Source organism: Blastococcus sp. SYSU D00868 (assembly GCF_054050575.1).
This window is the reverse complement of the sequence record NZ_JBJGZO010000015.1, coordinates 75,711-96,323: the sequence shown is the minus strand read 5'-3', so window position 1 is coordinate 96,323 and position 20,613 is coordinate 75,711. Positions and strand designations below refer to the sequence as shown.

At 75.5% G+C, this 20,613-nt stretch carries 26 protein-coding genes; 18 read left to right on the top strand and 8 right to left on the bottom strand.

Going from position 1 to position 20,613, the window contains the following annotated elements; all coding sequences use genetic code 11:
* Positions 1-34 precede the first annotated feature (34 nt).
* On the top strand, positions 35-1,792 hold the full coding sequence (ctaD, locus tag ACI79F_RS14430; RefSeq protein ID WP_456546529.1) for an aa3-type cytochrome oxidase subunit I: 1,758 nt from the start codon (positions 35-37) through the stop codon (positions 1,790-1,792).
* A gap of 137 nt (positions 1,793-1,929) precedes the next feature.
* Positions 1,930-3,159, top strand: a complete 1,230-nt coding sequence (gene serB / locus ACI79F_RS14425; RefSeq protein WP_456546530.1) for a phosphoserine phosphatase SerB — start codon at positions 1,930-1,932, stop codon at positions 3,157-3,159.
* A gap of 144 nt (positions 3,160-3,303) precedes the next feature.
* On the opposite strand, the gene ACI79F_RS14420 is transcribed toward serB, so the two are convergent.
* Positions 3,304-3,879, bottom strand: coding sequence for a nicotinamidase (locus tag ACI79F_RS14420; protein WP_456578915.1), 576 nt, complete (start codon positions 3,877-3,879; stop codon positions 3,304-3,306).
* Positions 3,880-3,896: 17 nt separating this feature from the next.
* Positions 3,897-5,180 (bottom strand): nicotinate phosphoribosyltransferase, encoded by a 1,284-nt coding sequence (locus ACI79F_RS14415; RefSeq protein ID WP_456546532.1) that lies wholly within the window; start codon positions 5,178-5,180, stop codon positions 3,897-3,899.
* Between the two features lie 94 nt (positions 5,181-5,274).
* Here ACI79F_RS14415 and clpS point away from each other — a divergent pair, with 94 nt between their 5' ends.
* Both clpS and ACI79F_RS14405 read left to right on the top strand, forming a co-directional pair.
* A complete protein-coding gene (gene clpS / locus ACI79F_RS14410; RefSeq protein WP_456546533.1) occupies positions 5,275-5,571 on the top strand; it encodes an ATP-dependent Clp protease adapter ClpS in 297 nt (98 codons plus the stop codon).
* Positions 5,568-6,065 (top strand): DUF2017 family protein, encoded by a 498-nt coding sequence (locus tag ACI79F_RS14405; RefSeq protein WP_456546534.1) that lies wholly within the window; start codon positions 5,568-5,570, stop codon positions 6,063-6,065. Before clpS ends, ACI79F_RS14405 begins: the two co-directional genes overlap by 4 nt.
* Here ACI79F_RS14405 and ACI79F_RS14400 read toward each other — a convergent pair.
* Positions 6,004-6,360: a hypothetical protein gene (locus ACI79F_RS14400; RefSeq protein WP_456546535.1), complete on the bottom strand. Its 357-nt coding sequence runs from the start codon at positions 6,358-6,360 to the stop codon at positions 6,004-6,006. The genes ACI79F_RS14405 and ACI79F_RS14400 overlap by 62 nt on opposite strands.
* 118 nt (positions 6,361-6,478) lie before the next feature.
* Here ACI79F_RS14400 and ACI79F_RS14395 point away from each other — a divergent pair, with 118 nt between their 5' ends.
* From ACI79F_RS14395 to ACI79F_RS14360, 8 genes are all read left to right on the top strand, one after another.
* Complete coding sequence (locus ACI79F_RS14395; protein WP_456546536.1) at positions 6,479-6,952, top strand: Mov34/MPN/PAD-1 family protein; 474 nt, start codon at positions 6,479-6,481, stop codon at positions 6,950-6,952.
* A 146-nt stretch (positions 6,953-7,098) separates the two neighbouring features.
* The gene (locus tag ACI79F_RS14390) at positions 7,099-7,377 is read left to right on the top strand and encodes a ubiquitin-like small modifier protein 1 (RefSeq protein WP_456546537.1); all 279 of its coding nucleotides are present in this window, start codon (positions 7,099-7,101) and stop codon (positions 7,375-7,377) included.
* 49 nt (positions 7,378-7,426) lie between these two features.
* Positions 7,427-8,377, top strand: a complete 951-nt coding sequence (locus ACI79F_RS14385) for a PLP-dependent cysteine synthase family protein (RefSeq protein WP_456546538.1) — start codon at positions 7,427-7,429, stop codon at positions 8,375-8,377.
* Between the two features lie 80 nt (positions 8,378-8,457).
* Positions 8,458-9,195, top strand: a complete 738-nt coding sequence (locus tag ACI79F_RS14380; RefSeq protein WP_456546539.1) for an MBL fold metallo-hydrolase — start codon at positions 8,458-8,460, stop codon at positions 9,193-9,195.
* 41 nt (positions 9,196-9,236) lie between these two features.
* On the top strand, positions 9,237-10,193 hold the full coding sequence (locus ACI79F_RS14375; RefSeq protein ID WP_456546540.1) for a DNA polymerase domain-containing protein: 957 nt from the start codon (positions 9,237-9,239) through the stop codon (positions 10,191-10,193).
* Positions 10,190-11,074: a TIGR03854 family LLM class F420-dependent oxidoreductase gene (locus ACI79F_RS14370; protein ID WP_456546541.1), complete on the top strand. Its 885-nt coding sequence runs from the start codon at positions 10,190-10,192 to the stop codon at positions 11,072-11,074. The genes ACI79F_RS14375 and ACI79F_RS14370 overlap by 4 nt, the downstream gene beginning before the upstream one ends.
* 97 nt (positions 11,075-11,171) lie before the next feature.
* Entirely contained in the window at positions 11,172-11,654 is a 483-nt protein-coding gene (locus ACI79F_RS14365) for a DUF4262 domain-containing protein (RefSeq protein ID WP_456546542.1), read from the top strand.
* Between the two features lie 114 nt (positions 11,655-11,768).
* Positions 11,769-12,266: a DUF4188 domain-containing protein gene (locus ACI79F_RS14360; RefSeq protein WP_456546543.1), complete on the top strand. Its 498-nt coding sequence runs from the start codon at positions 11,769-11,771 to the stop codon at positions 12,264-12,266.
* Positions 12,267-12,274: 8 nt separating this feature from the next.
* Here ACI79F_RS14360 and ACI79F_RS14355 read toward each other — a convergent pair whose 3' ends face one another.
* The 4 genes from ACI79F_RS14355 to ACI79F_RS14340 form a co-directional block, all read right to left on the bottom strand.
* A complete protein-coding gene (locus tag ACI79F_RS14355; protein ID WP_456546544.1) occupies positions 12,275-13,837 on the bottom strand; it encodes a multicopper oxidase family protein in 1,563 nt (520 codons plus the stop codon).
* Positions 13,834-14,631: a hypothetical protein gene (locus ACI79F_RS14350; RefSeq protein ID WP_456546545.1), complete on the bottom strand. Its 798-nt coding sequence runs from the start codon at positions 14,629-14,631 to the stop codon at positions 13,834-13,836. Before ACI79F_RS14350 ends, ACI79F_RS14355 begins: the two co-directional genes overlap by 4 nt.
* Positions 14,632-14,847: 216 nt before the next feature.
* Positions 14,848-15,348, bottom strand: a complete 501-nt coding sequence (gene bcp, locus ACI79F_RS14345) for a thioredoxin-dependent thiol peroxidase (protein ID WP_456546546.1) — start codon at positions 15,346-15,348, stop codon at positions 14,848-14,850.
* A gap of 69 nt (positions 15,349-15,417) precedes the next feature.
* The gene (locus tag ACI79F_RS14340) at positions 15,418-15,822 is read right to left on the bottom strand and encodes a YjbQ family protein (RefSeq protein WP_456546547.1); all 405 of its coding nucleotides are present in this window, start codon (positions 15,820-15,822) and stop codon (positions 15,418-15,420) included.
* 207 nt (positions 15,823-16,029) lie between these two features.
* Here ACI79F_RS14340 and rph point away from each other — a divergent pair, with 207 nt between their 5' ends.
* On the top strand, positions 16,030-16,770 hold the full coding sequence (gene rph / locus ACI79F_RS14335) for a ribonuclease PH (RefSeq protein WP_456546548.1): 741 nt from the start codon (positions 16,030-16,032) through the stop codon (positions 16,768-16,770).
* Complete coding sequence (gene rdgB / locus ACI79F_RS14330; RefSeq protein WP_456546549.1) at positions 16,767-17,378, top strand: RdgB/HAM1 family non-canonical purine NTP pyrophosphatase; 612 nt, start codon at positions 16,767-16,769, stop codon at positions 17,376-17,378. Before rph ends, rdgB begins: the two co-directional genes overlap by 4 nt.
* 18 nt (positions 17,379-17,396) lie before the next feature.
* On the opposite strand, the gene ACI79F_RS14325 is transcribed toward rdgB, so the two are convergent.
* A complete protein-coding gene (locus tag ACI79F_RS14325) occupies positions 17,397-17,606 on the bottom strand; it encodes a hypothetical protein (protein ID WP_456546550.1) in 210 nt (69 codons plus the stop codon).
* A 151-nt stretch (positions 17,607-17,757) separates the two neighbouring features.
* On the opposite strand from ACI79F_RS14325, the gene ACI79F_RS14320 reads away from it, so the two are divergent.
* The 4 genes from ACI79F_RS14320 (at position 17,758) to ACI79F_RS14305 (ending at position 20,610) form a co-directional block, all read left to right on the top strand.
* Positions 17,758-18,849, top strand: a complete 1,092-nt coding sequence (locus ACI79F_RS14320) for an HPP family protein (RefSeq protein WP_456546551.1) — start codon at positions 17,758-17,760, stop codon at positions 18,847-18,849.
* Positions 18,850-18,905: 56 nt separating this feature from the next.
* On the top strand, positions 18,906-19,424 hold the full coding sequence (locus tag ACI79F_RS14315) for a pyridoxamine 5'-phosphate oxidase family protein (protein ID WP_456546552.1): 519 nt from the start codon (positions 18,906-18,908) through the stop codon (positions 19,422-19,424).
* Positions 19,425-19,498: 74 nt separating this feature from the next.
* Positions 19,499-19,645: a hypothetical protein gene (locus tag ACI79F_RS14310; RefSeq protein ID WP_456546553.1), complete on the top strand. Its 147-nt coding sequence runs from the start codon at positions 19,499-19,501 to the stop codon at positions 19,643-19,645.
* A gap of 11 nt (positions 19,646-19,656) precedes the next feature.
* Complete coding sequence (locus ACI79F_RS14305) at positions 19,657-20,610, top strand: DUF6910 family protein (RefSeq protein WP_456546554.1); 954 nt, start codon at positions 19,657-19,659, stop codon at positions 20,608-20,610.
* The last annotated feature ends 3 nt before the right edge of the window (positions 20,611-20,613 follow it).

Sequence of the window (20,613 nt, the reverse complement as noted above, 5' to 3'; positions counted from 1 at the left end):
GAGGTCCGCCCGGGGCACCGTCTAAGCTCGCGCCGTGACGATCGCACCGGCACCGATCGTGAGCCGGCCCAGCCCGGCTCGCGAGGTCGAGAAGGGCTCGCGGCTCTCGAACCTGCTGCGGACCACCGACCACAAGACCATCGGCTTGATGTACCTGGTCACCTCGTTCGCCTTCTTCATGATCGGCGGGCTGATGGCCATGCTGATGCGTGGGGAGCTGGCGCAGCCGGGGCTGCAGTACCTCTCGCCGGAGCAGTACAACCAGCTGGTCACGATGCACGGCACGATCATGCTGCTGATGTTCGCGACGCCGCTGTTCTTCGCGTTCGCGAACCTGATCATGCCGCTGCAGATCGGCGCGCCGGACGTCGCGTTCCCGCGGCTGAACGCGCTGTCGTACTGGCTGTTCCTCTTCGGGTCGACGATCGCCGTCTCCGGCTTCCTCACCCCGAGCGGTGCCGCCGACTTCGGCTGGTACGCCTACGCGCCGCTGTCCGACGCGGTGCACTCGCCGGGTGCCGGGGCCACCCTGTGGTTCTCCGGCCTGGCCGTGAGCGGCCTGGGCACGATCCTCGGTGGCGTCAACTTCATCGCCACGATCGTCTGCCTCCGGGCGCCGGGCATGACGATGTTCCGGATGCCGATCTTCACCTGGAACACGCTGGTCACCAGCCTGCTGATCCTGTTCGCGTTCCCGATCCTGACCGCGGCGATCATGGGCATGCTGGCCGACCGCAACCTCGGTGCGCTCGTCTTCTCCCGCGAGAACGGCGGGGCGATGCTGTGGCAGCACCTCTTCTGGTTCTTCGGCCACCCCGAGGTCTACATCATCGCGCTGCCGTTCTTCGGCATCGTCACCGAGATCATCCCGGTGTTCAGCCGCAAGCCGCTGTTCGGCTACAAGGGCATGGTCGGCGCCACGCTGCTCATCGCGATCCTCTCCGTCGCGGTGTGGGCGCACCACATGTACGCCACCGGCGCGGTCCTGCTGCCGTTCTTCGCGTTCATGACCTACCTGATCGCCGTGCCGACCGGGATCAAGTTCTTCAACTGGATCGGCACCATGTGGCGGGGTCAGATGACCTTCGAGACGCCGATGCTGTTCTCGCTCGGCTTCATGGTCACCTTCCTCCTCGGTGGTCTGACCGGTGTGCTGCTGGCCAGCCCGCCGCTGGACTTCCACCTGAACGACAGCTACTTCGTCGTCGCCCACTTCCACTACGTCGTCTTCGGCACCGTGGTGTTCGCCGCCTACGCCGGCGTCTACTTCTGGTTCCCGAAGATGGCCGGCCGGATGATGGACGAGCGGCTGGGCAAGCTGCACTTCTGGCTGACGTTCGTCGGCTTCCACGCCACGTTCCTCGTCCAGCACTGGCTGGGCGGCGAGGGCATGCCGCGCCGGTACGTGAACTACCAGGCGATCGACGGCTTCACGACGCTCAACGTGGTCTCCACGATCGGGTCGTTCGTGCTCGGCGCCTCGACCATCCCGTTCCTCTACAACGTGTTCAAGTCGTGGAAGTACGGGAAGCTCGCCCTCCGCGACGACCCGTGGGGCCACGGCAACTCGCTGGAGTGGGCGACGTCGTCCCCGCCGCCGCGGCACAACTTCGTGGAGATCCCGCGGATCCGCTCCGAGCGGCCGGCCTTCGAGGCGCACTACCCGCACCTCATCGAGCGGCTGCACCGCGAGGCGCACGTCGGCAAGCGGCACGAGCCGTACGCCGGGGTCAGCGAGATCGGCGGCACCGCCGGCCGCCGTCAGGGTCCCAACGACCCCGACCCCACGTAGGCGCAGCACCCCGTCGACGCCCCGCCGGCCACCTGGCCGGCGGGGCGTCGCGCTGTCCGGGCCCGTGCCCGGCCGCAGACCGCCACGGCCCCGGGCCGGTGCCGGGGCGGGCGACGGCGGTGCGGCACGATGACCGCGTGCCGCTGGACCCCGCCGCCCCCGCGTCCCGACCGGAGGGCCCCCGCCGGCCCAGCGCCGTCCTCACCGTCAGCGGGCCCGACCGTCCCGGCGTGACCGCCCGGCTGTTCACCGCGCTGGCCGCCCTGGGCGACGGCATGCCCGAGGTCGAGGTGCTCGACGTCGAGCAGGTGGTGGTCCACGGGCAGCTGGTGCTCGGCGTCGTCGTCGCGGGCGACCAGCCGGGCCTGCTCGCCCGGCTCGCCGAGCTCGCCGGACGGGTCGCCCAGGAGACCGGTCTGCGGGTCGGCGTCGAGCCGGCCGAGGGCGTCGAGGCCGGCGGCGACCGGCCGCACCACGTCATCCTGCTCGGCCGGCCGGTGTCGCCCGGGGCCGTCGCGGGCGTGGCGACGGCGATCGCCGCGACGGGCGCCAACATCGACGCGATCCGGCGGCTGTCGGACTACCCGGTCACCAGCTTCGAGCTCACCGTCTCCGGCGCGGAGGCGACCGAGCTGCGCACCGTGCTCGGCGCGGTGGCCGCCGAGACCGGCACCGACGTCGCCGTCGAGCGCGTCGGCTTGGCCCGGCGCAGCAAGCGGCTGATCGTGCTGGACGTCGACTCCACGCTGGTCCGCGGGGAGGTCATCGACGAGCTCGCGGCGCGCGCCGGCCGCGCGGCCGAGGTCGCCCGCATCACCGCCGCCGCGATGAACGGCGAGCTGGACTTCGCCGAGTCACTGCGCGCCCGCGTGTCCACCCTCGCCGGGCTGCCGGTGGAGGTGCTCGACGAGGTGCGGGAGGCGCTGGTGCTCACCCCGGGCGCCCGCACGCTGATCCGCACCCTCCAGCGCCTGGGCATCCGCTGCGGCATCGTCAGCGGCGGTTTCACCCAGATCACCGACCCCCTGGCCGAGAGCCTCGGGCTGGACTTCGCCGCGGCCAACACCCTGGAGGTCGCCGACGGCCGGCTCACCGGCGGGCTGGTCGGGGAGATCGTCGACCGCGCCGGCAAGGCCCGGGCGCTGGCCCGCTTCGCCGGGCAGCACGGCATCCCGCTGGAGCAGACGGTCGCGGTCGGCGACGGCGCCAACGACCTGGACATGCTCAACGCCGCGGGCCTGGGCATCGCGTTCAACGCCAAGCCCGTCGTCCGCGAGCAGGCGCACGCCGCCCTCAACCAGCCCTACCTGGACGCCGTCCTGCAGGTCCTCGGCTTCACGAGGGACGAGGTGCTGGACGCGCTGTGATCTGTCGTCCTGCCGGACGACACCGCGGCCAGGTGCCGTTCCCCGGGTGCGCTGAGCCGTTTCGTCGTACCCGGCGGGGACCCTCCGGGCCCGCCACCGGGCACGACTGCCCGCGGAGCGTCTCCCGCCGGCAGCGTGGCCGGGTCAGCCCGCGCGGTGTGGCTCCCCCTCGAGCGCGACGCCGGCGGTGCGGAGCTGGTCCAGTGCGGCCTCCGTCGTCGCCTCGGACACGCCGGCGGTGAGGGGGAGCAGCACGCGGGTGCGGAAGCCCTCGGCGACGGCGTCCAGGGCGGTCGCCCGCACGCAGTGGTCGGTGGCGATGCCGACGACGTCCACGGCGTCCACCCCGCGGGCGCGCAGCCACTCGGCCAGCGGCACGCCGTCCGCTCGCGCCTCGAACCCGGAGTAGGCCGCGGCGAAGTGGCCCTTGTCGAAGACCTCCTCGATCGGGCCGCGGTCCAGCCGCGGGTGCAGCTCGACGCCCTCGGTCCCGGCCACGCAGTGCTCCGGCCAGGTCTGCACGAAGTCCGGCTCCGGGTGGAAGTGGTCGCCCGGGTCCACGTGGTGGTCACGGGTGGCCACCACGTGCGCGTAGTCGGCGGCCGCCGTCCGGGCGTGCTCGCTGATGGCGGCGGCGACGTCGGCGCCGCCGGTCACCGCGAGGCTGCCGCCCTCGCAGAAGTCGTTCTGCACGTCGATCACGAGCAGGGCGCGGGTCACGGGGATCCCTCCGTTCGTCACTGGTGGATGGTCTCGATCGCGCACTCGCCGCGGGAGAGCGCGAAGGCCTCCGCCGGCATGGTGGCGCGCACCCGCTCGTGGTGGGCGCGGGCCTCGGCCAGCGCGTCCGGCGGCGCCAGCTCCCGGCACACCCGGCCGCCGCGGACCAGCTCGACGACCAGCTGCCGGTCGCCGTCCTCGGGCTCGATCGGCTGCGCGCAGACGACCTCGGCCGTCGCCGTCCCGTCGGCGTCGTGCCGGCGGACGGCGTGCTTGCGGCCGCCCACCGAGTTCTTGCCCTCGGACCGCTTGGCCACCGGGACGCCGTCCCGCTCGACCAGCTTGTAGACCATGCCCGCGGTGGGCGCGCCCGACCCGGTGACCAGCGAGGTGCCCACGCCGTAGCCGTCGACCGGCGCGGCCATCAACCCGGCGATGGCGTACTCGTCCAGGTCGCTGGTCACGATGATCCGCGTGCGGGTCGCGCCGAGGGAGTCGAGCAGCTCGCGGGCGCGGGAGGCCAGCGTCGGCAGGTCGCCGGAGTCGAGCCGGATGGCGCCGAGCTCCGGCCCGGCCACCTCGACGGCGGTCCGGATGCCCTGCTCCACGTCGTAGGTGTCGACCAGCAGCGTGGTCCCGGTGCCCAGGGTGGCGACCTGCGCGCGGAACGCCGACGCCTCGTCGTCGTGCAGCAGCGTGAAGGCGTGCGCGCTGGTGCCCGTCGTCGGCACGCCGTACCGGCGCCCGGCCTCGAGGTTGGAGCTGGAGGCGAAGCCCACCAGGGACGCCGCCCGCGCCGCGGCGACCGCCGCCTGCTCGTGGGTCCGCCGGGACCCCATCTCGATGCACGGCCGCTCGCAGGCCGCGCCCACCATCCGCGCCGCGGCCGACGCGATCGCGCTGTCGTGGTTGAGCACCGACAGCACCAGCGTCTCCAGCAGCACGCCCTCGGCGAACGGGGCGCGCACGGTGAGCACCGGCGAGCCGGGGAAGAAGAACTCGCCCTCCGCGTAGCCGTCGACGTCGCCGCGGAAGCGGAAGTCGGCCAGCCAGTCCAGCAGCCGGGCGTCGGTGACCCCCTGGGCGCGCAGGGTGGCGAGCTCCTCGTCGCCGAACCGGAAGGCGGGCAGGGCCTCCAGCAGCCGCCCGGTGCCGGCGAGCACCCCGTACCGGCGGCCGTGCGGCAGGCGCCGGGAGAACACCTCGAAGACGCAGTCGCGGTCGGCCGTCCCGTCGGCCAGCGCCGCGGCGACCATGGTGAGCTCGTACCGGTCGGTGAGCAGGGCGGTTCCGGTCGGCATGGATCCGGAGCCTAGGCCGCGTGCCGCCGCGCGACCCGTCGGGCGGCGGCGTCCTGGGCTCGGCCGCGCCCGGCCGGCGTCCTAAGCTCGACCCGTGGCCGGACCCCTCGCGCCGACGCGGACGCCGGAGACCGTCGTCGAGGTCGACGACGACCTGGACCGTCCGTGGGTGACCATCGTCTGGGACGACCCGGTCAACCTGATGACCTACGTGACCTACGTCTTCCAGGAGCTGTTCGGCTACGACGAGGCGAAGGCCACCGAGCTGATGCTGCAGGTGCACCACGAGGGCCGGGCGGTGGTCAGCTCCGGTCCGCGGGAGCGGATGGAGCACGACACCAGCCGGCTGCACGCCTACGGGCTGTGGGCGAGCTACCAGAAGGACGCATGAGACCGTTCCGCCGCAGGGGCGACGAGTACGTCGCCCGGCTCGACCCCGCCGAGGCCGGCATCGTCGGCCTGCTGCTGGACCAGCTGGAGCAGCTGATCTCCGGCGAGGAGGACGACGTCGAGGGCGACGAGGTCGTCGCGCGGCTGTTCCCCGAGGGCCACCGGGGCGACCCGCGGCTGGCCGCCGACTACCGCGAGCTGACCCGGGCGAGCCTCGCGTCGGGCAAGGCCGACGACCTGGCCACGGTGCGGGCGACCCTGCCGGCCGAGGGCGGCGCGCTGCGGCTGGACGCCGACCAGGCCGCCGCGTGGCTGCGCACGACCAACGACCTGCGGCTGGCCCTGGGCACCCGGCTGGGGGTCACCGCCGACACCGAGCCGCCGGCCGAGCTGGCCAGCGAGGCCGACCAGCAGCTCGCCGTCTACTACTGGCTCACCGCCGTGCAGGGGTCGCTCGTGGACTCGCTCGCCGCCGGCCGCGCCGGCCGAAGGTGACCAGCACCAGCGCCGCGAGCAGCACGGTGGCCACGAAGAACACGTAGACGAAGCCGTGCAGGTCGACGTCCTCGACCGCCGCGAGGACGGTCGACAGCAGGGTCAGCCCGGCGCAGCCCAGGAGCAGCAGCAGCGCCAGCAGCCGCAGGAGGACGACGACCACCCGCGACGCCAGGTCGGTGCTGGGGTCGCCGCTGAACCGGCCGTCGCGCCGGAGCAGCCCGCGGGCGCCGAGGACCAGCGCCGGCAGGGCCAGCACGGCCACCACGGCGGCCAGGAGGATGTCGACGACCACGGGACGGAACCGTAACGCCTCCGCCGGGCGTGACCGGGGCCACGGGGAGAGGCGTCGCTCACGCCGTCCGCCGGAGGACGGCGGAGGCGCCGGATGGCGGACGCCTAGACTGGGCGCCGTGCTGCGCATCGACCGCGCGACCTACGACGCCATCGTGGCCCACGCCCGGGAGGACCACCCGGACGAGGCCTGTGGCGTCGTCGCCGGTCCCGAGAGCAGCGACCGGCCCGAGCGGTTCATCCCGATGCTCAACGCGGCGCGCTCGCCCACGTTCTACGAGTTCGACTCCGGCGACCTGCTGCGGCTGTACCGGGACATGGACGACCGGGACGAGGTGCCGGTGGTGATCTACCACTCGCACACCGCGACCGAGGCGTACCCGTCGCGCACCGACATCAGCTACGCCTCCGAGCCGGAGGCCCACTACGTGCTGGTCTCCACCCGGCACCACGGCGGGCAGACCGGCCTGGCCGGTGACGAGGTCGAGTTCCGCAGCTTCCGGATCGTCGACGGCCAGGTCACCGAGGAGGACGTCGAGGTCGTCGAGTCCTACCTGTTCGGCCACTCGCCGACCACCGTCGTCTACGACTGACGAGACGACCCCGTCCTCCCCGGACGGGGCCGCCGCGGGGCCCAGGAATCCCCCGCGGCGAGCGGGCGTTGCCCGCACAGACGCACCACCCCGCTGTCGTACAGCGGCGCCCGCACCCAGCCCGTCCCAGAGGAGAACCGCACGCCATGGCCATCGAGGTCCGGATCCCGACCATCCTGCGCACCCACACCGGTGGGGCCAAGACCGTGGAGGGCAGCGGCGCCACGCTCGGCGCGCTCGTCGACGACCTCGACGCCCAGCACCCCGGCCTGAAGAACCGCCTCGTCACCGAGGAGGGCAAGCTGCACCGCTTCGTCAACGTCTACGTCAACGACGAGGACGTGCGCTTCACCGGTGCGCTGGACACCTCGGTCAAGGACGGCGACTCCGTCACGATCCTCCCGGCGGTCGCCGGCGGCTGCTGAGCCGCACCGTCCCGCCGTCCCACCCCCGACCCGCCGGAAGAGCTCTGCCATGGCCCGCTTCGCCTCCCTCGTCGACTCCCTCGGCGGCACCCCGCTCGTCGGGCTGCCCCGGCTGTCGCCGACCCCCGACGTCCGGCTCTGGGCCAAGCTCGAGGACCACAACCCGACCGGGTCGATCAAGGACCGCGCCGCCATCTCGATGATCGAGGCCGCGGAGAAGGACGGCTCCCTCCAGCCCGGGGACACCATCCTCGAGCCGACCAGCGGCAACACCGGCATCTCGCTGGCGATGGTCGCCCGGCAGCGCGGCTACCGGCTGATCTGCGTGATGCCGGAGAACACCTCGATCGAGCGGCGCCAGCTGCTGGAGATGTACGGCGCGCAGATCATCAGCTCGCCGGCCGCGGGCGGCTCCAACCAGGCCGTGGCGATGGCCAAGCAGCTCGCCGCCGAGCACGACGACTGGGTGATGCTGTACCAGTACGGCAACCCGGCCAACGCCGAGGCGCACTACACCGGCACCGCGCCGGAGATCCTCGCCGACCTGCCCTCGATCACCCACTTCGTGGCGGGCCTGGGCACCACGGGGACGCTCATGGGGTGCTCGCGGTACTTCCGTGAGCACAAGCCCGGCGTGCAGGTGATCGCCGCCGAGCCGCGCTACGGCGAGCTGGTGTACGGCCTGCGCAACATCGACGAGGGCTTCATCCCCGAGCTGTACGACGCCTCGCTGCTGGACTCCCGGTTCTCCGTGGGCCCGGACGACGCCGTGCACCGCACCCGCCAGCTGGTGGAGCGGGAGGGCATCTTCGCCGGCATCTCGACCGGCGCCATCCTGCACGCGGCGCTCGGCATCGCGGACAAGGAGGTCGCCGCCGGCCGCAAGGCCGACATCGTCTTCATCGTCTGCGACGGCGGCTGGAAGTACCTGTCCACCGGGGCCTACTCCGGCACCCTGGACGAGGCGACGGCCGCGCTGGAGGGCCAGCTCTGGGCGTGAGCCCGGGCTCCCGCGCCGCGCGGGGCGACCAGGCCGGTTAGCCTGACCGGCGCCATGGGGATGCGATGCGGGGACGCGAGGTGAGGCTCACGGTCGTCGGCTGCTCGGGCAGCGGACCGGGGCCGGCGTCGGCCGCCTCCTGCTACCTCCTCGAGCACGACGGCTTCCGGGTGCTGCTCGACCTGGGCAACGGGTCCTTCGGCCCGCTGCAGGGCGTCGTGGACCCCGACGCCGTCGACGCCGTCTACCTCAGCCACCTGCACGCCGACCACTGCATGGACGTCGCGCCCTTCGTCGTCTGGCACCGGTGGTCCGGTCGCAGCTCCGGCCGGCGGATCCCGCTCGTGGCGCCGCCGGGCGCCGACCAGCGCCTCGCGGTGATCTGCGAGGAGGGCGGCAAGCCGCTCACCGACGTCTTCGAGTTCCGGTCGGCTCCCGACACCCCCGAGCTGGGCCCCTTCGCGCTGCGGACCGCCCGCACCGCGCACCCGATCGAGTGCCACGCCGTCCGGCTGACGGCGGGCGGCTCCGCGTTGGTCTACACCGGGGACACCGGGCCCAGCGACCGGGTCGCCGCGCTGGCCGCCGGCGCCGACGCGTTGCTCGCCGAGGCCGCCCACCCCGACGGGTCCGAGCAGCCGCCGGAGCTGCACCTGACCGGCCGGCAGGCCGGCGAGCTGGCGGCCGCCGCGGGGGTGCGCCGGCTGCTGGTGACCCACGTGCCCGCGTGGGTGGACGCCGACGCCCAGCTGGCCGGCGCGCGCCGCGCGTTCCCGGCGTCGGAGCTCGTCCGGCCCGGGGCCACCTACGAGCTGTAGCCGGGGTTGCCCGCCGTGGGCGCAGCGGGCACGGTGACCCGGTGGTCGACGACGAACGGGACGGCGTCCGGCTGACCTCGCTGGACTCACCCCTCGGCGACGGGCTCGAGGTGACCAAGGGCGACCTCGTCGACCACCTCGACGCCTTCGCCGACCGGCTGGTGCCGCTGCTGGCCGGCCGCCCCCTGTCGGTCATGCGGGTGCGGCCGGGCTCGGCGCCGTTCATGCAGCGCAACGTGCCCAAGGGCGCGCCCGACTGGGTGCGCACCGTGCCGGTGTGGGCGGCCTCGGCGCACCGCGAGGTCCACCAGGTGCTGTGCGACGACCGCCGCACCCTGCTGTGGCTGGCCAACCAGCGCGCGGTCGAGTACCACGTGCCGTTCCTGCCGGCCGGCGCCGACCGGCCCACCGGCCTGGTGCTCGACCTCGACCCGCCCGAGGGCGCGGCGTTCGACGTCGTCGTGCGCACCGCGCACCTGGTCCGGCGCGCGCTGGAGGAGGCGGGGCTGGCCGGCGCCGTGAAGACCAGCGGGTCCAAGGGGGTGCACGTCGTGGTGCCGATCCGCGACGCCGACCCGGTCGACGCCGCGGCCGCGGCCCGCGCCCTGGCGGCCCGGACCGAGCGGCTGGACCCGGAGCTGGCCACGACCGCCTACATCAAGGAGGACCGGGGCGGGCGGGTGTTCGTCGACTCCACCCGGTCGGGCACGACGACGATCGTGGCCGCCTACAGCCCCCGGATCCGCCCGGGGCTGCCGGTGTCGGCCCCGGTGCGCTGGGCCGACCTCGACGGCACCGACCCGCACCGGTTCACCGTCCGGACCGCGGCCGAGCTGCTCGGGCCCGGCGACCCCTGGGCCGCCGCGCTGCCGGAGCCGCAGCCGCTGCCGGCCGACGTCGTCGGTGAAGGGCACACCATCCCGGTCGCCCGGGTGGCCGCCATGCACGAGGGCAAGCGGCGGGCCCGGGCGAAGAAGGCGGCCGAGGAGGGGGCGTGAAGGTCCGCATCGGCGTCGGGCTCGGCCCGCTGGCGGCCCCGGAGGACCTGCCGGCCCTCGTCGACGGGCTGGAGGCGGCCGGGGTCGACTCGCTGTGGTTCTCCGAGCAGGTCGGCGCGCCCGTGGTCGACCCGGTGGTGGGGCTGGCCCACGCCGCCTCCCGCACCCGCCGGCTCAAGCTCGGCACGGGGGTCAGCGTGCTGCCCGGGCGCCATCCCGTGCTCGTCGCCAAGCAGCTGGCCTCGCTGGCGTGGCTCGCGCCGCGCCGGATCCTGCCGGTCTTCGGGCTGCAGCCGGCGCGGGCGGCCGAGCGGGCCTTCTTCCCCGTCCCCGCCGGCCGCCGCGGCGCGGTGCTCGACGAGTCGCTGGCCCTGGTCCGGCTGCTGCTCACCGAGCCCCGCGTGACCTTCCGCGGGGAGTTCTTCGACGTCGAGGACGCGTCGGTCGGTCTCCTGCCCGAGCGGCCCCTGGACCTGTGGCTGGGCGGCTCCGCGCCGGCCGGGCTGCGCCGGGTCGGCCGGCTGGCCGACGGGTGGCTGGGCAGCTTCCTCACCCCCGCAGAGGCCGCCGACGCGGTCCGGGCCATCCGGGAGGCGGCAGCCGAGGCCGGGCGGGCGGTCGACGAGGACCACTACGGCATGAGCCTGCCGGTCGCGCTCGGCCGGCCCGACGAGCGGCTGCTCGCGGCCGTCGCCGCCCGGCGGCCGGGCATCGACCCGCTCACGCTCGTGCCCCAGGGGTGGGACGAGCTGCGCCGGGTCGTCGAGGAGCACGTCGCCGGCGGGGTGAGCAAGTTCGTCGTCCGGCCGGCGGCCGCGCCCGCGTCGTGGGGCCGGTTCGTGGACGAGTTCTGCGCGCACGCGCTGCCGCTGCAGACGTAGCCGACGGTTCCCGGACGCCGTCCACAGCCCGGGTGCCGTCCACAGCCCGGCGCCCGGTGTCCGGCGGGCCGCCCGGCCCGGCGGCCACGCTGCCGCCATGTCCCTCGACCCGCAGACCACCGCCTGGCTCGACCAGGAGGACGCCCGCCTGGCCGCCGTCATCCGCGAGCACCGCTGGGCGGTGCAGTACGTCGGCCCCGGCGAGGAGCCCGGCCAGCCGCCCTTCGCCTACACGATCGGCCTGTTCGGGCTCGGGCACCCCGAGCTCGTGGTCACCGGCGTAGGTGCCGCGGTCGCGCACGCCATGCTGAACTGGGCCGCCGGGCTGGTCGCCGCCGGCCGGGACCTGGTCGCCGGGGAGCTGCTCCGCCGAGAGCCGCACGGCAGGCTCGTCGTCGAGGCGTGTCCCAACCCCGGCGACGTCGTGCTCGGCGCCAACCGCTGGTACCAGCGCCCGGCCGAGTACTCCGTGCCCGCCTATCAGCTGACCTGGCCCGACGCCGAGGGCCGCTTCCCGTGGGACGCCGGCTACGAGGAGCCGCCCGGCGGACAGCCCCGGCCCGGCACGTGGACGGCGTGACCGCGCAGGCGTCGCGGCGGCCCGCGTCGGGACCGAAGGCGGTGGTGGCCCGACCGGCCCCACAGGAGGATCGCCGTCGTCACACGGGGACCGCCCGTCGGCGAGGAGCAGGCCATGGCGCAGATCCACCGGGGGCGCTTCGGCGCCGAGATCGACGGCGACTTCGTCGTCTTCCTGATCGGGGCGCGGCTGAACAAGCCGTGGCTGGCGGCGCAGGCCTTCATGGACCTCGGCGGCCGCCGCCGCGGCATGGGGGCGATGCTCGAGGAGCTGATGGCGCACCCGGAGAAGGGGCTGCTCGGCTACCGGATGGGCTTGTCGACGATCGTCCAGTACTGGCGCAGCTTCGAGCAGCTGGAGGCCTTCGCGCGCGACCCCGGCGACCTGCACCGCCCGACCTGGCTGGACTGGTACCGCCGGGATCCGCAGGGCCGCACCGGCATCTGGCACGAGACGTTCCTGGTCCGGGCCGGGGAGTACGAGGCGATCTACAGCGACGTCCCCGAGGCCGGCCTCGCCGCGGCGGGCCGGGCGGTGCCCCTCGTGGGGAACAGCTCCGCGCGGCTGCGGCTGCGCCGCGGCGAGCCGGCGGCCCCGGTGTCCGGCGGCTGACCCGGGGGTCAGGCCGGCTCGACGACGAACTGTCCCATCATCCCCTGGTCCTCGTGCCACAGGACGTGGCAGTGGTACATGAACGGCGCCCGCTCGTCGGCCGGCTGGGCGAAGCCGACCAGCAGCCGCAGCGGGGTGCGCGGCGGCACGTAGACGGTGTCCTTCCACCCGGCGAGCTCCGGCGGCGGGGCGGCGCCGGCGACCGACAGCACCCGGAACCGCACGCCGTGTGGGTGGAAGCTGTGCGGCTGCTCGTGCTCGCTGGTCACGGTCCAGACCTCGGTGGCGCCCAGCGGCACCCGCAGGTCGATGCGCGCGGGGTCGTGCGCCTGCCCGTTGATCCGGTTGGCCGACAGGGCGAACGACCGGTCCGTGGTCGCGGCCCCGGCGTCGGCGGGCGGGACGTCGGCCAGCACGGCGGGCAGCTCGGGGGAGGGCGTCAGCTCGGCGGCGGCGCGCAGCTCGAGCAGCGGCAGGGTGTCGGCGGCGCCGTAGGGGACGGACAGCTGCGGGGCCAGGCCGAGGTCCGGGGGGAGGGAGACCAGGGCGACCCGCTCGCCGGGCGCCACCGGGACGACGACCTCGGCGCGCTCGCCGGGGGACAGCCGCACGGAGCGGACCGGCACCGGCGCGGCCAGCAGCCCGCCGTCGGTGCCGACCAGGGCGAGCTCCCGGCCGTCGGCGGCGGCCAACGCGTAGACCCGGGCCGGGGAGGCGTTGACCACCCGCAGCCGGATCCGCGTCGTCGTCACCGGCAGACAGCCCCCCGCCACGCCGTTGACCAGCACCACGTCACCCAGCGGGCCGATCGCGGTGCGGGTCTCCTCGTCGATGCGGCCGTCGGCGGTGAGGCGCTGGTCCTGCAGCAGCAGCGGCACGTCGTCCACCCCGTACTCGGCGGGCAGCCCGGCCGGGGCGGCGGCCGGGTCGTCGACGAGGAAGGCGCCGGCCAGGCCGCGCAGCACCTGCGCCGTCGTCCCGCCGTGGGGGTGCGGGTGGTACCAGAGCGTCGCCGCCGGCTGCGCGACCGTCCAGCTCGGCCAGGCGGAGCCGCCGGGCGGGATCGGGACGTGCGGACCACCGTCCGCGGCGCCGGGGAGCTCCATGCCGTGCCAGTGCAGCGTGGTGTCCTCGAGCAGCTCGTTGACGACCTCGACCCGCACCCGCTCCCCGCGCCGGGCCCGCAGGGTGGGGCCGAGGTGGGCGCCCTCGTAGCCGCACGTGGCGGTCACGACGCCGGGTCGGAACTCCGTGGTGCCCGCCTGGGCCCGCAGCCGGAACACCCGGACGCCGTCGGCGTCGACGGTGGAGGGAGCCAGCGGCGGGGCGGTGATCACGGGCGTGCCGTCGTCGGCCAGCGCGGGGGCAGGGCGCCGGGGTGTCGGCGAGGCGGCCGGCCGCTGCGCGTCCCCGCCGGAGCAGGCCGTCAGCACCGGCAGGGAGAGCGCGGCCAGGGCGCCGCCGAGCAGCGCCCGCCGGCTCAGCGGACCGGCGGGGCGCCGGCCCGGCCCCGCCGCGTGCCCACCGGGGGGACCGGGGTGGCCGGTCCCCCCGGCGGCACGGCGGCTCACGCGACGGTGACGGCCGCGATCATGCCGAGCATGAAGTGCGGCGGGCTGGTCTCGTCGTGGGCGACCGGGCAGATGAGCAGGTAGTCCCCGGCGGGCAGGTCGAGGGTGACGCCGCCGGTGGCGCCGGCCGGCGCGTAGGCCTCGCTCAGCAGCTCGATCTCGGCGAAGGAGCCCTCGGGGTCGGCGACGAACTCCTCGGGCGTCAGCGTCTGGCCGTCGGCCACCCGGGCGATGAGCATCACGTGCTCCTCGCCGGCCTGGGTCTCGTTCGGCATGACGAAGGTGGTGATGCCGGCCGGCAGCTCGGCGGGGATGCCCTCGAAGTTGTAGTCGACGGCGGTGACCGTCACCGCGGTGTAGCCGCACTCCTCGGCGACGGTGCTCTCGATGGTGCCGATCGCCGAGACGGTGTCGGGCTCGAACAGCCCGCTGGAGTCGCCCCCGGCCAGCTGCTGCTGCACGTGGTGCAGGGTGGCGGCGGCGTCCGCGGCGGCGTCGGGCGCGTTGGCCAGGACCGCCTGCACCGGCTCGGCCAGCGCCTCGCCGTAGGCGGCGACGTCCTCGGGGCTGGGCTCGCCGGTCTCCCCGCCCATCGGCTTCGGCGTGGCGTCGAAGTCGACGACGCCCTGGCAGAACGCGGCCAGATCGGTCTCGGCGGAGCCGGACCCGGTCGTGCCGCCGGAGGCCGGGGCCGCGTTGTCGTCGCTGTCGTCGGCGCTGCAGCCGGTGGCGGCGAGCGCCGCGGCCAGGCAGCCGGCGGCCAGCAGGCGGGTGGTCAGCGTGGTGCGGAGCATCGGAGTGTCTCTCCCGGAGTCGGTGATCTCGTCGACCGGACTCTCACGTTCCGCGTGACCCGAGCACGAGGGACCGCCGTCCCGATCAGTCGGGACGCCGCGCCCGGGACGCCCCGGGGTGCGGGGCGCGGGCCGCCCGGGGGGCCGGGCGCAGACAGCACGACGCCCCGCCCGGCGGGCCGGACGGGGCGTCGAGGGGGACGGGCGCGGAGGGGGTCAGCCCAGGCCGAGGTCCCGGCGCAGCTTGGCCACGTGGCCGGTGGCCTTCACGTTGTAGGCGGCCTTCTCGATCCGGCCCTCGGCGTCGATCACGAAGGTCGACCGGATGACCCCGATGACCTCCTTGCCGTACATCTTCTTCGGCCCGAAGGCGCCGTAGGCGGTCAGGATCGACTTGTCGACGTCGGAGACCAGGGTGATGCCGAGCTGCTCCTTCTCCCGGAACCGCAGCAGCTTGGCCGGCGGGTCGGGGGAGATGCCGATGATGTCCAGCCCCGCCTCGGCGAGCTCACCGGCCGCGGCGGTGAAGTCCACCGCCTGGGTGGTGCACCCGGGGGTGAGGGCCGCCGGGTAGCAGTAGACGATCACCCGCCGGCCGCGGTGGGCGGACAGCGAGACCGGGGTGCCGTCGGCGTCGGGCAGGGTGAAGTCCGGCGCCGGGTCGCCGGGGGACAGGCGGACGGGAGCTGCGTCCTGGGGGGCGGCGGTGTCGGTCATGCCGGGCATCCTGCCGTGCCGGGGGAACGGGCTCCACGCCGGAGGGCACGGGAGCGCACCGCCCCGGTGTCAGCCGGCGAGGAAGGACAGGCGGACGTGCCGCTGCGGGTTGTCCCGGTTGGGGTCGACCAGGCAGATCCGCTGCCAGGTGCCCAGCTGCAGCCGCCCCTCCAGCACCGGCACCGTCGCGTGCGGCGGCACGAACGCCGGCAGCACGTGGTCGCGGCCGTGCCCCGGGCTGCCGTGCCGGTGCCGCCAGCGGTCGTCGCGGGGCAGCAGCACGTCGAGCTGGGCCAGCAGGTCCTCCTCGCTGCCCGAGCCGGTCTCCATGATCGCCACGCCGGCGGTCGCGTGCGGGACGAAGACGTGCAGCAGCCCGTCGGCCTCGCCGGCGACGAAGGCGGCGCACTCGTCGGTCAGGTCGACGACCGCCGGGGCGGCGCCGGTCCGGACGGATCGCAGCTCGGAACGCATGGCGCCGATCCTGCCGCGGGCCGGCGTCCCGGGCCGGTCGGCGGGCCGCCGCCGCGCCGTCCTCCCTCACCGTGACGCGTCCTCCCTCACCGTGGAGGGTCCTCCCTCACCGCACACCATGAGGGAGGACCCTCCACGATCAGGTCACCTGATCCCGGCCCCGGCGGGCCGGGCCGGGGGAGTGGCCGCGCACTACTGTCGATCCACGTGACTCCCGCACCGCAGACCACCCGCCCCGACGGCCGCGCCGCCGACCAGCTGCGCCCGGTGACCATCACCCGCTCGTGGCTGGACCATGCCGAGGGCTCGGTGCTCGTGGAGTTCGGCCGCACCCGCGTGCTCTGCGCGGCCAGCGTCACCGAGGGCGTGCCGCGCTGGCGCAAGGGCTCGGGCCTGGGCTGGGTGACCGCGGAGTACTCGATGCTGCCGCGCGCCACGCACACCCGCAGCGACCGCGAGTCGGTCAAGGGCCGCATCGGCGGCCGCACGCACGAGATCAGCCGGCTGATCGGCCGCTCGCTGCGCGCCTCGATCGACCTCGCCGCGCTGGGGGAGAACAGCATCGCGATCGACTGCGACGTGCTGCAGGCCGACGGCGGCACCCGGACGGCGGCGATCACCGGCGCCTACGTGGCGCTGGCCGATGCCGTGTCGTGGCTGGGGCAGCGGAAGAAGCTGGCGAGGCCGCGGGCGATCGTGCAGTCGGTGGCGGCGGTCAGCGTCGGCGTGATCGACGGCCAGCCGCGGCTGGACCTCGCCTACGAGGAGGACGTGCGGGCCGGCACCGACATGAACGTCGTCTGCACCGGCGACGGCGGGTTCGTCGAGGTGCAGGGGACGGCGGAGGGCGCGGTGTTCGACCGCCCGACGCTCGACGCGCTGCTCGACCTGGCGGTGGCCGGCTGCGCCGAGTTGACCGCGATCCAGCAGCGGGCGCTGGCCGCGTGAGCACCCGGCTGGTCCTGGCCACCCGGAACCCGGGCAAGCTGGCCGAACTGCAGCGGCTGCTGGCCGACGCCGTCCCCGGGGTGACCGTGGTGGGGCTGCGCGACGTGGAGGAGTACCCGGAGGCGCCGGAGACCGGCGCGACGTTCACCGAGAACGCGCTGCTCAAGGCGCGGGAGGCGGTGCGGTACACCGGTCTGCCGGCCGTCGCCGACGACTCGGGGATCACCGTCGACGCGCTCAACGGGATGCCCGGCATCCTGTCGGCGCGCTGGTCGGGGCGGCACGGGGACGACCGGGCCAACACCGCGCTGCTGCTGGCGCAGATCGCCGACGTCCCGGACGAGCGGCGGGGCGCGGCGTTCGTCTGCGCCGCCGCGCTCGTGACCCCCGACGGCGGGGAGTGGGTCCTGGAGCGGGAGTGGCGCGGGCGGGTGCTGCGCGAGGAGCGCGGCACCAACGGCTTCGGCTACGACCCCGTGTTCGTGCCGGACGGGCTGGAGCTCACCAGCGCCGAGCTCGCCCCCGAGGAGAAGGACGCGAGGAGCCACCGGGCCCAGGCGTTCGCGGCCCTGGTCCCGGTGGTCGCCGAGGCGCTCGGGGGACGCTGAACCGCAGCACGGGGCCGGTCAGCCGGCGGCCGGGGCGAAGCCCAGCCAGTCGAAGACGTCGCGCTCGCCGGGGGCGTCGTCGGCGGCGTGCCGGCCCGACGGCTCCGGGGCGGCGTGCCGGCCGACCCGTGCCCACGCCGCGGCGAACTCGGCCGGGGTGGCCCAGCGGGGCTCGTCGGTCTCGGGCGCGCGGTGCCGGCCGGGGGTGCGGGGGAGGACAGCGGTCATGCCGTCGGGATCGGCTGCGGCCGCCCGGCCCTCCAGCCCGGGGCGGCCCGGCCGACCCGAACGGGTGACGCGTCGCCACGCCCCGTGACGGCGGGGCGCGGTTAGGGTCCGGCGGGTCGACGGCGACGGCGCCGTCGGGGGAGGACGACGGGTGTACGCCGATCGCCGGGCCTGGCTGGCCTCGCTGCGCCCCGGGCCCGTGGGGTACCGGCCGTTCGACCTGGCCCGCGGAGGACTCGGCGCGCTGGTCGGCATCGCGGTCGCGGCGACCGCGGCGCGGCTGATCCCGGGCGGCCCGGAGGCGCTGCCGTACATCGTCGCGCCGATGGGCGCCTCGGCCGTGCTGCTGTTCGCCGCCCCCGCCAGCCCGCTGGCCCAGCCGTGGTCGCTGCTGGTCGGCAACGTCGTCTCGACCCTCATCGGCGTGACCGCCGGGCGGCTGTTCGACGACGTCGCGCTCGCCGCCGCGGTCGCGGTCGGCGCGGCCATCGCGGTCATGATGCTGCTGCGCTGCGTGCACCCGCCGGGCGGCGCGTGCGCGCTGTTCGCCGCGGTCGGCGGCTCGGCGGTCGCCGAGCAGGGCTACGCCTTCGCCGTGCTGCCGGTCGGGGTGAACACCGTGGTGCTGCTCGCCGTCGGCGCCCTGGTCAACAACCTCACCGGCCGGCCCTATCCGCACGTGCCCCCGCCGCCGCCCCCGCCGCAGGGCACCGACCCCGCGCCCAGCGAGCGGGTCGGCGTCTCCACCGAGGACGTCGCCAAGGCGATCACCCGGCTCGACCGGGGCCTCGACGTGCTCCCCGGCGACGTCGTCGCGCTCGTCCGGGACGCCGAGGCGCACGCGCTGGACCGCCGGCTCGGGCAGCTGCGGGTCGGGGCGCTGATGGCGCGGGACGTGAAGAGCGTGCTGCCCGGCGACACCCTGTACCGGGCGCGGATGGTCATCAACCAGCACCACGTGAAGGCCGTCCCGGTGGTCGACGCCGAGCACCGCGTGGTCGGCATCATCACCGTCTTCGACCTGTTCAACCGCGACATCGTCGAGTTCGACCCGGTGTCGACGGTGATGACCAGCCCGGTCACGACGGTCACCGCCGACACCCCGGTGGCCGAGCTGGTCGAGCTGATGACCGACCGGGGGCTGCGCAACCTGCCCGTGGTCGACGAGGGCGGCCGGCTGGTCGGCATCATCACCCGCACCGAGCTCATCGCCGTCCTGCACCGGGCGCTCGTCGGCTCCTGACCGATGAGTTCGGGCCGCCGCCCGGGTCGTCCTCCCGACGACCCGAGGAGGCAGCCATGACCACCAGCGTCGAGCCGGACACCGCCGTCGACCCCCGCTACGGCGAGCCGGGCGCGGGACCGCTCCCGTGGGCCCGGGCGCAGGCGGTGCTGGAGGCGGCGCCGCTGAGCTGGATCTCCACGGTCCGCCCGGACGGCCGGCCGCACGTGACGCCGCTGCTCACCGTCTGGCGGGACGGCGCCCTGCACTTCTCCACCGGCGCCGCCGAGCGCAAGGCGCGCAACCTCGCGGACAACCCCGAGGTCGTGCTGACCACCGGCGGCAACCGGTGGGACGAGGGGCTGGACGTCGTCGTCGAGGGGCGGGCGGAGCGGGTACGCGACCACGCGGAGCTCGCCGCCCTGGCGCGGGCGTACGAGGACAAGTACGGGCCGGCGTGGCACGTCGAGCTGACCGAGGACGGGTTCGCCGACCCCCACGGCACCGCGCTGGTGTTCCGGGTCCGCCCGCGCACGGCGTTCGGCTTCGCCAAGGCGCCGGCCAGCCAGACCCGGTGGCGGTTCCCCGGCCGCTGAGCGCGGGTCCCCGGATCGGGCGGTTCTGCGCCGCGGGCGCCCCACGGACCGCCGCCGTCGGCTTGGATCGGCCGGTGCCGTCGCTGTGCCGGAAGCTGCTCTCCTCCCTCGCCGTGGTCGCCGCCGCCGCGGCGCTGCCGCTGTTCGCCTCGGTGGGCGCCTTCCGCGACGGCGCGGACCCGTTCCCGCACTCGGTCGAGGGCCCGGCCCAGCCGCGCTGACCCGCCCGGGCGTGAGCGCGCCCCACCCCGGGCACTGGCGTGACGTGCGCGTCCACGTGGAGTCGGTCGGCGAGTTGCGTTTCGACGACGGGACGCCGGTGACCGCCGCGTCCGGGATCGCGCCGCTGGGCGACGGCTGGCTGGTGGTCCAGGACGACGCCACGCAGGCCGCCTGGCGCCGGGCGGGCTCGGTGACGCCGGTGCGGCTGCTGCCGCCGGTGGAGGGGCTCGACCGGTTCAGCTCCGCGGCGGGCACCAAGCACCTCAAGCCCGACCTCGAGGTGGCCTGCCCGGCCGAGGTCGACGGCGCGCCGGCGGTCCTCGCGCTGGGCTCCGGCTCCGGCCCGCGCCGCATGCGCGGGGTCCTCGTCCGGCTGGACGGCGGCCGGCCGGTCGCCGCCGCGGCCGACCTGACCCCGCTGTACCGGCGGGTCGCCGAGACCGCGGGCGTGCCCCCGGAGCAGCTCAACCTCGAGGGCGGCAGCCGGCACGGCGAGGCGGTCCGTTGGTTCCAGCGCGGCAACCTGGCCGCCGGCGTCCCGTCGGCCAGCGTGGACGTGCCGCTCGCCGCGCTCGTCGGCGCCGTCCTCGGCCGGGTCGCGCCCACCGCCGTCCCCGTCGGCAGCGTGCGCCGCTACGACCTGGGGGAGGTCGCCGGGGTGGGGCTGGCCGTGACCGACGCGGTGGCCCTGCCGGACGGGCGGGCGCTGCTCAGCGCCGCGGCCGAGGACACCCCGAACGCGGTGGACGACGGCCCGGTCGTGGCCACCGCGCTGGCCCTGGTCGACGGGGAGCGGGTGCTGGAGGTCGCGCCGCTGCCCCCCGCCGACGGCCGGGTGCACAAGCTCGAGGGCCTCGCCCTGCGCGCGGTCCAGGGCGACGAGGTGCACCTGGTCGCCGTCGTCGACGACGACGACCCGGCGCGGCCCTCGACCGAGCTGGGGCTGCGGGTCCGGCTGACCTGAGCC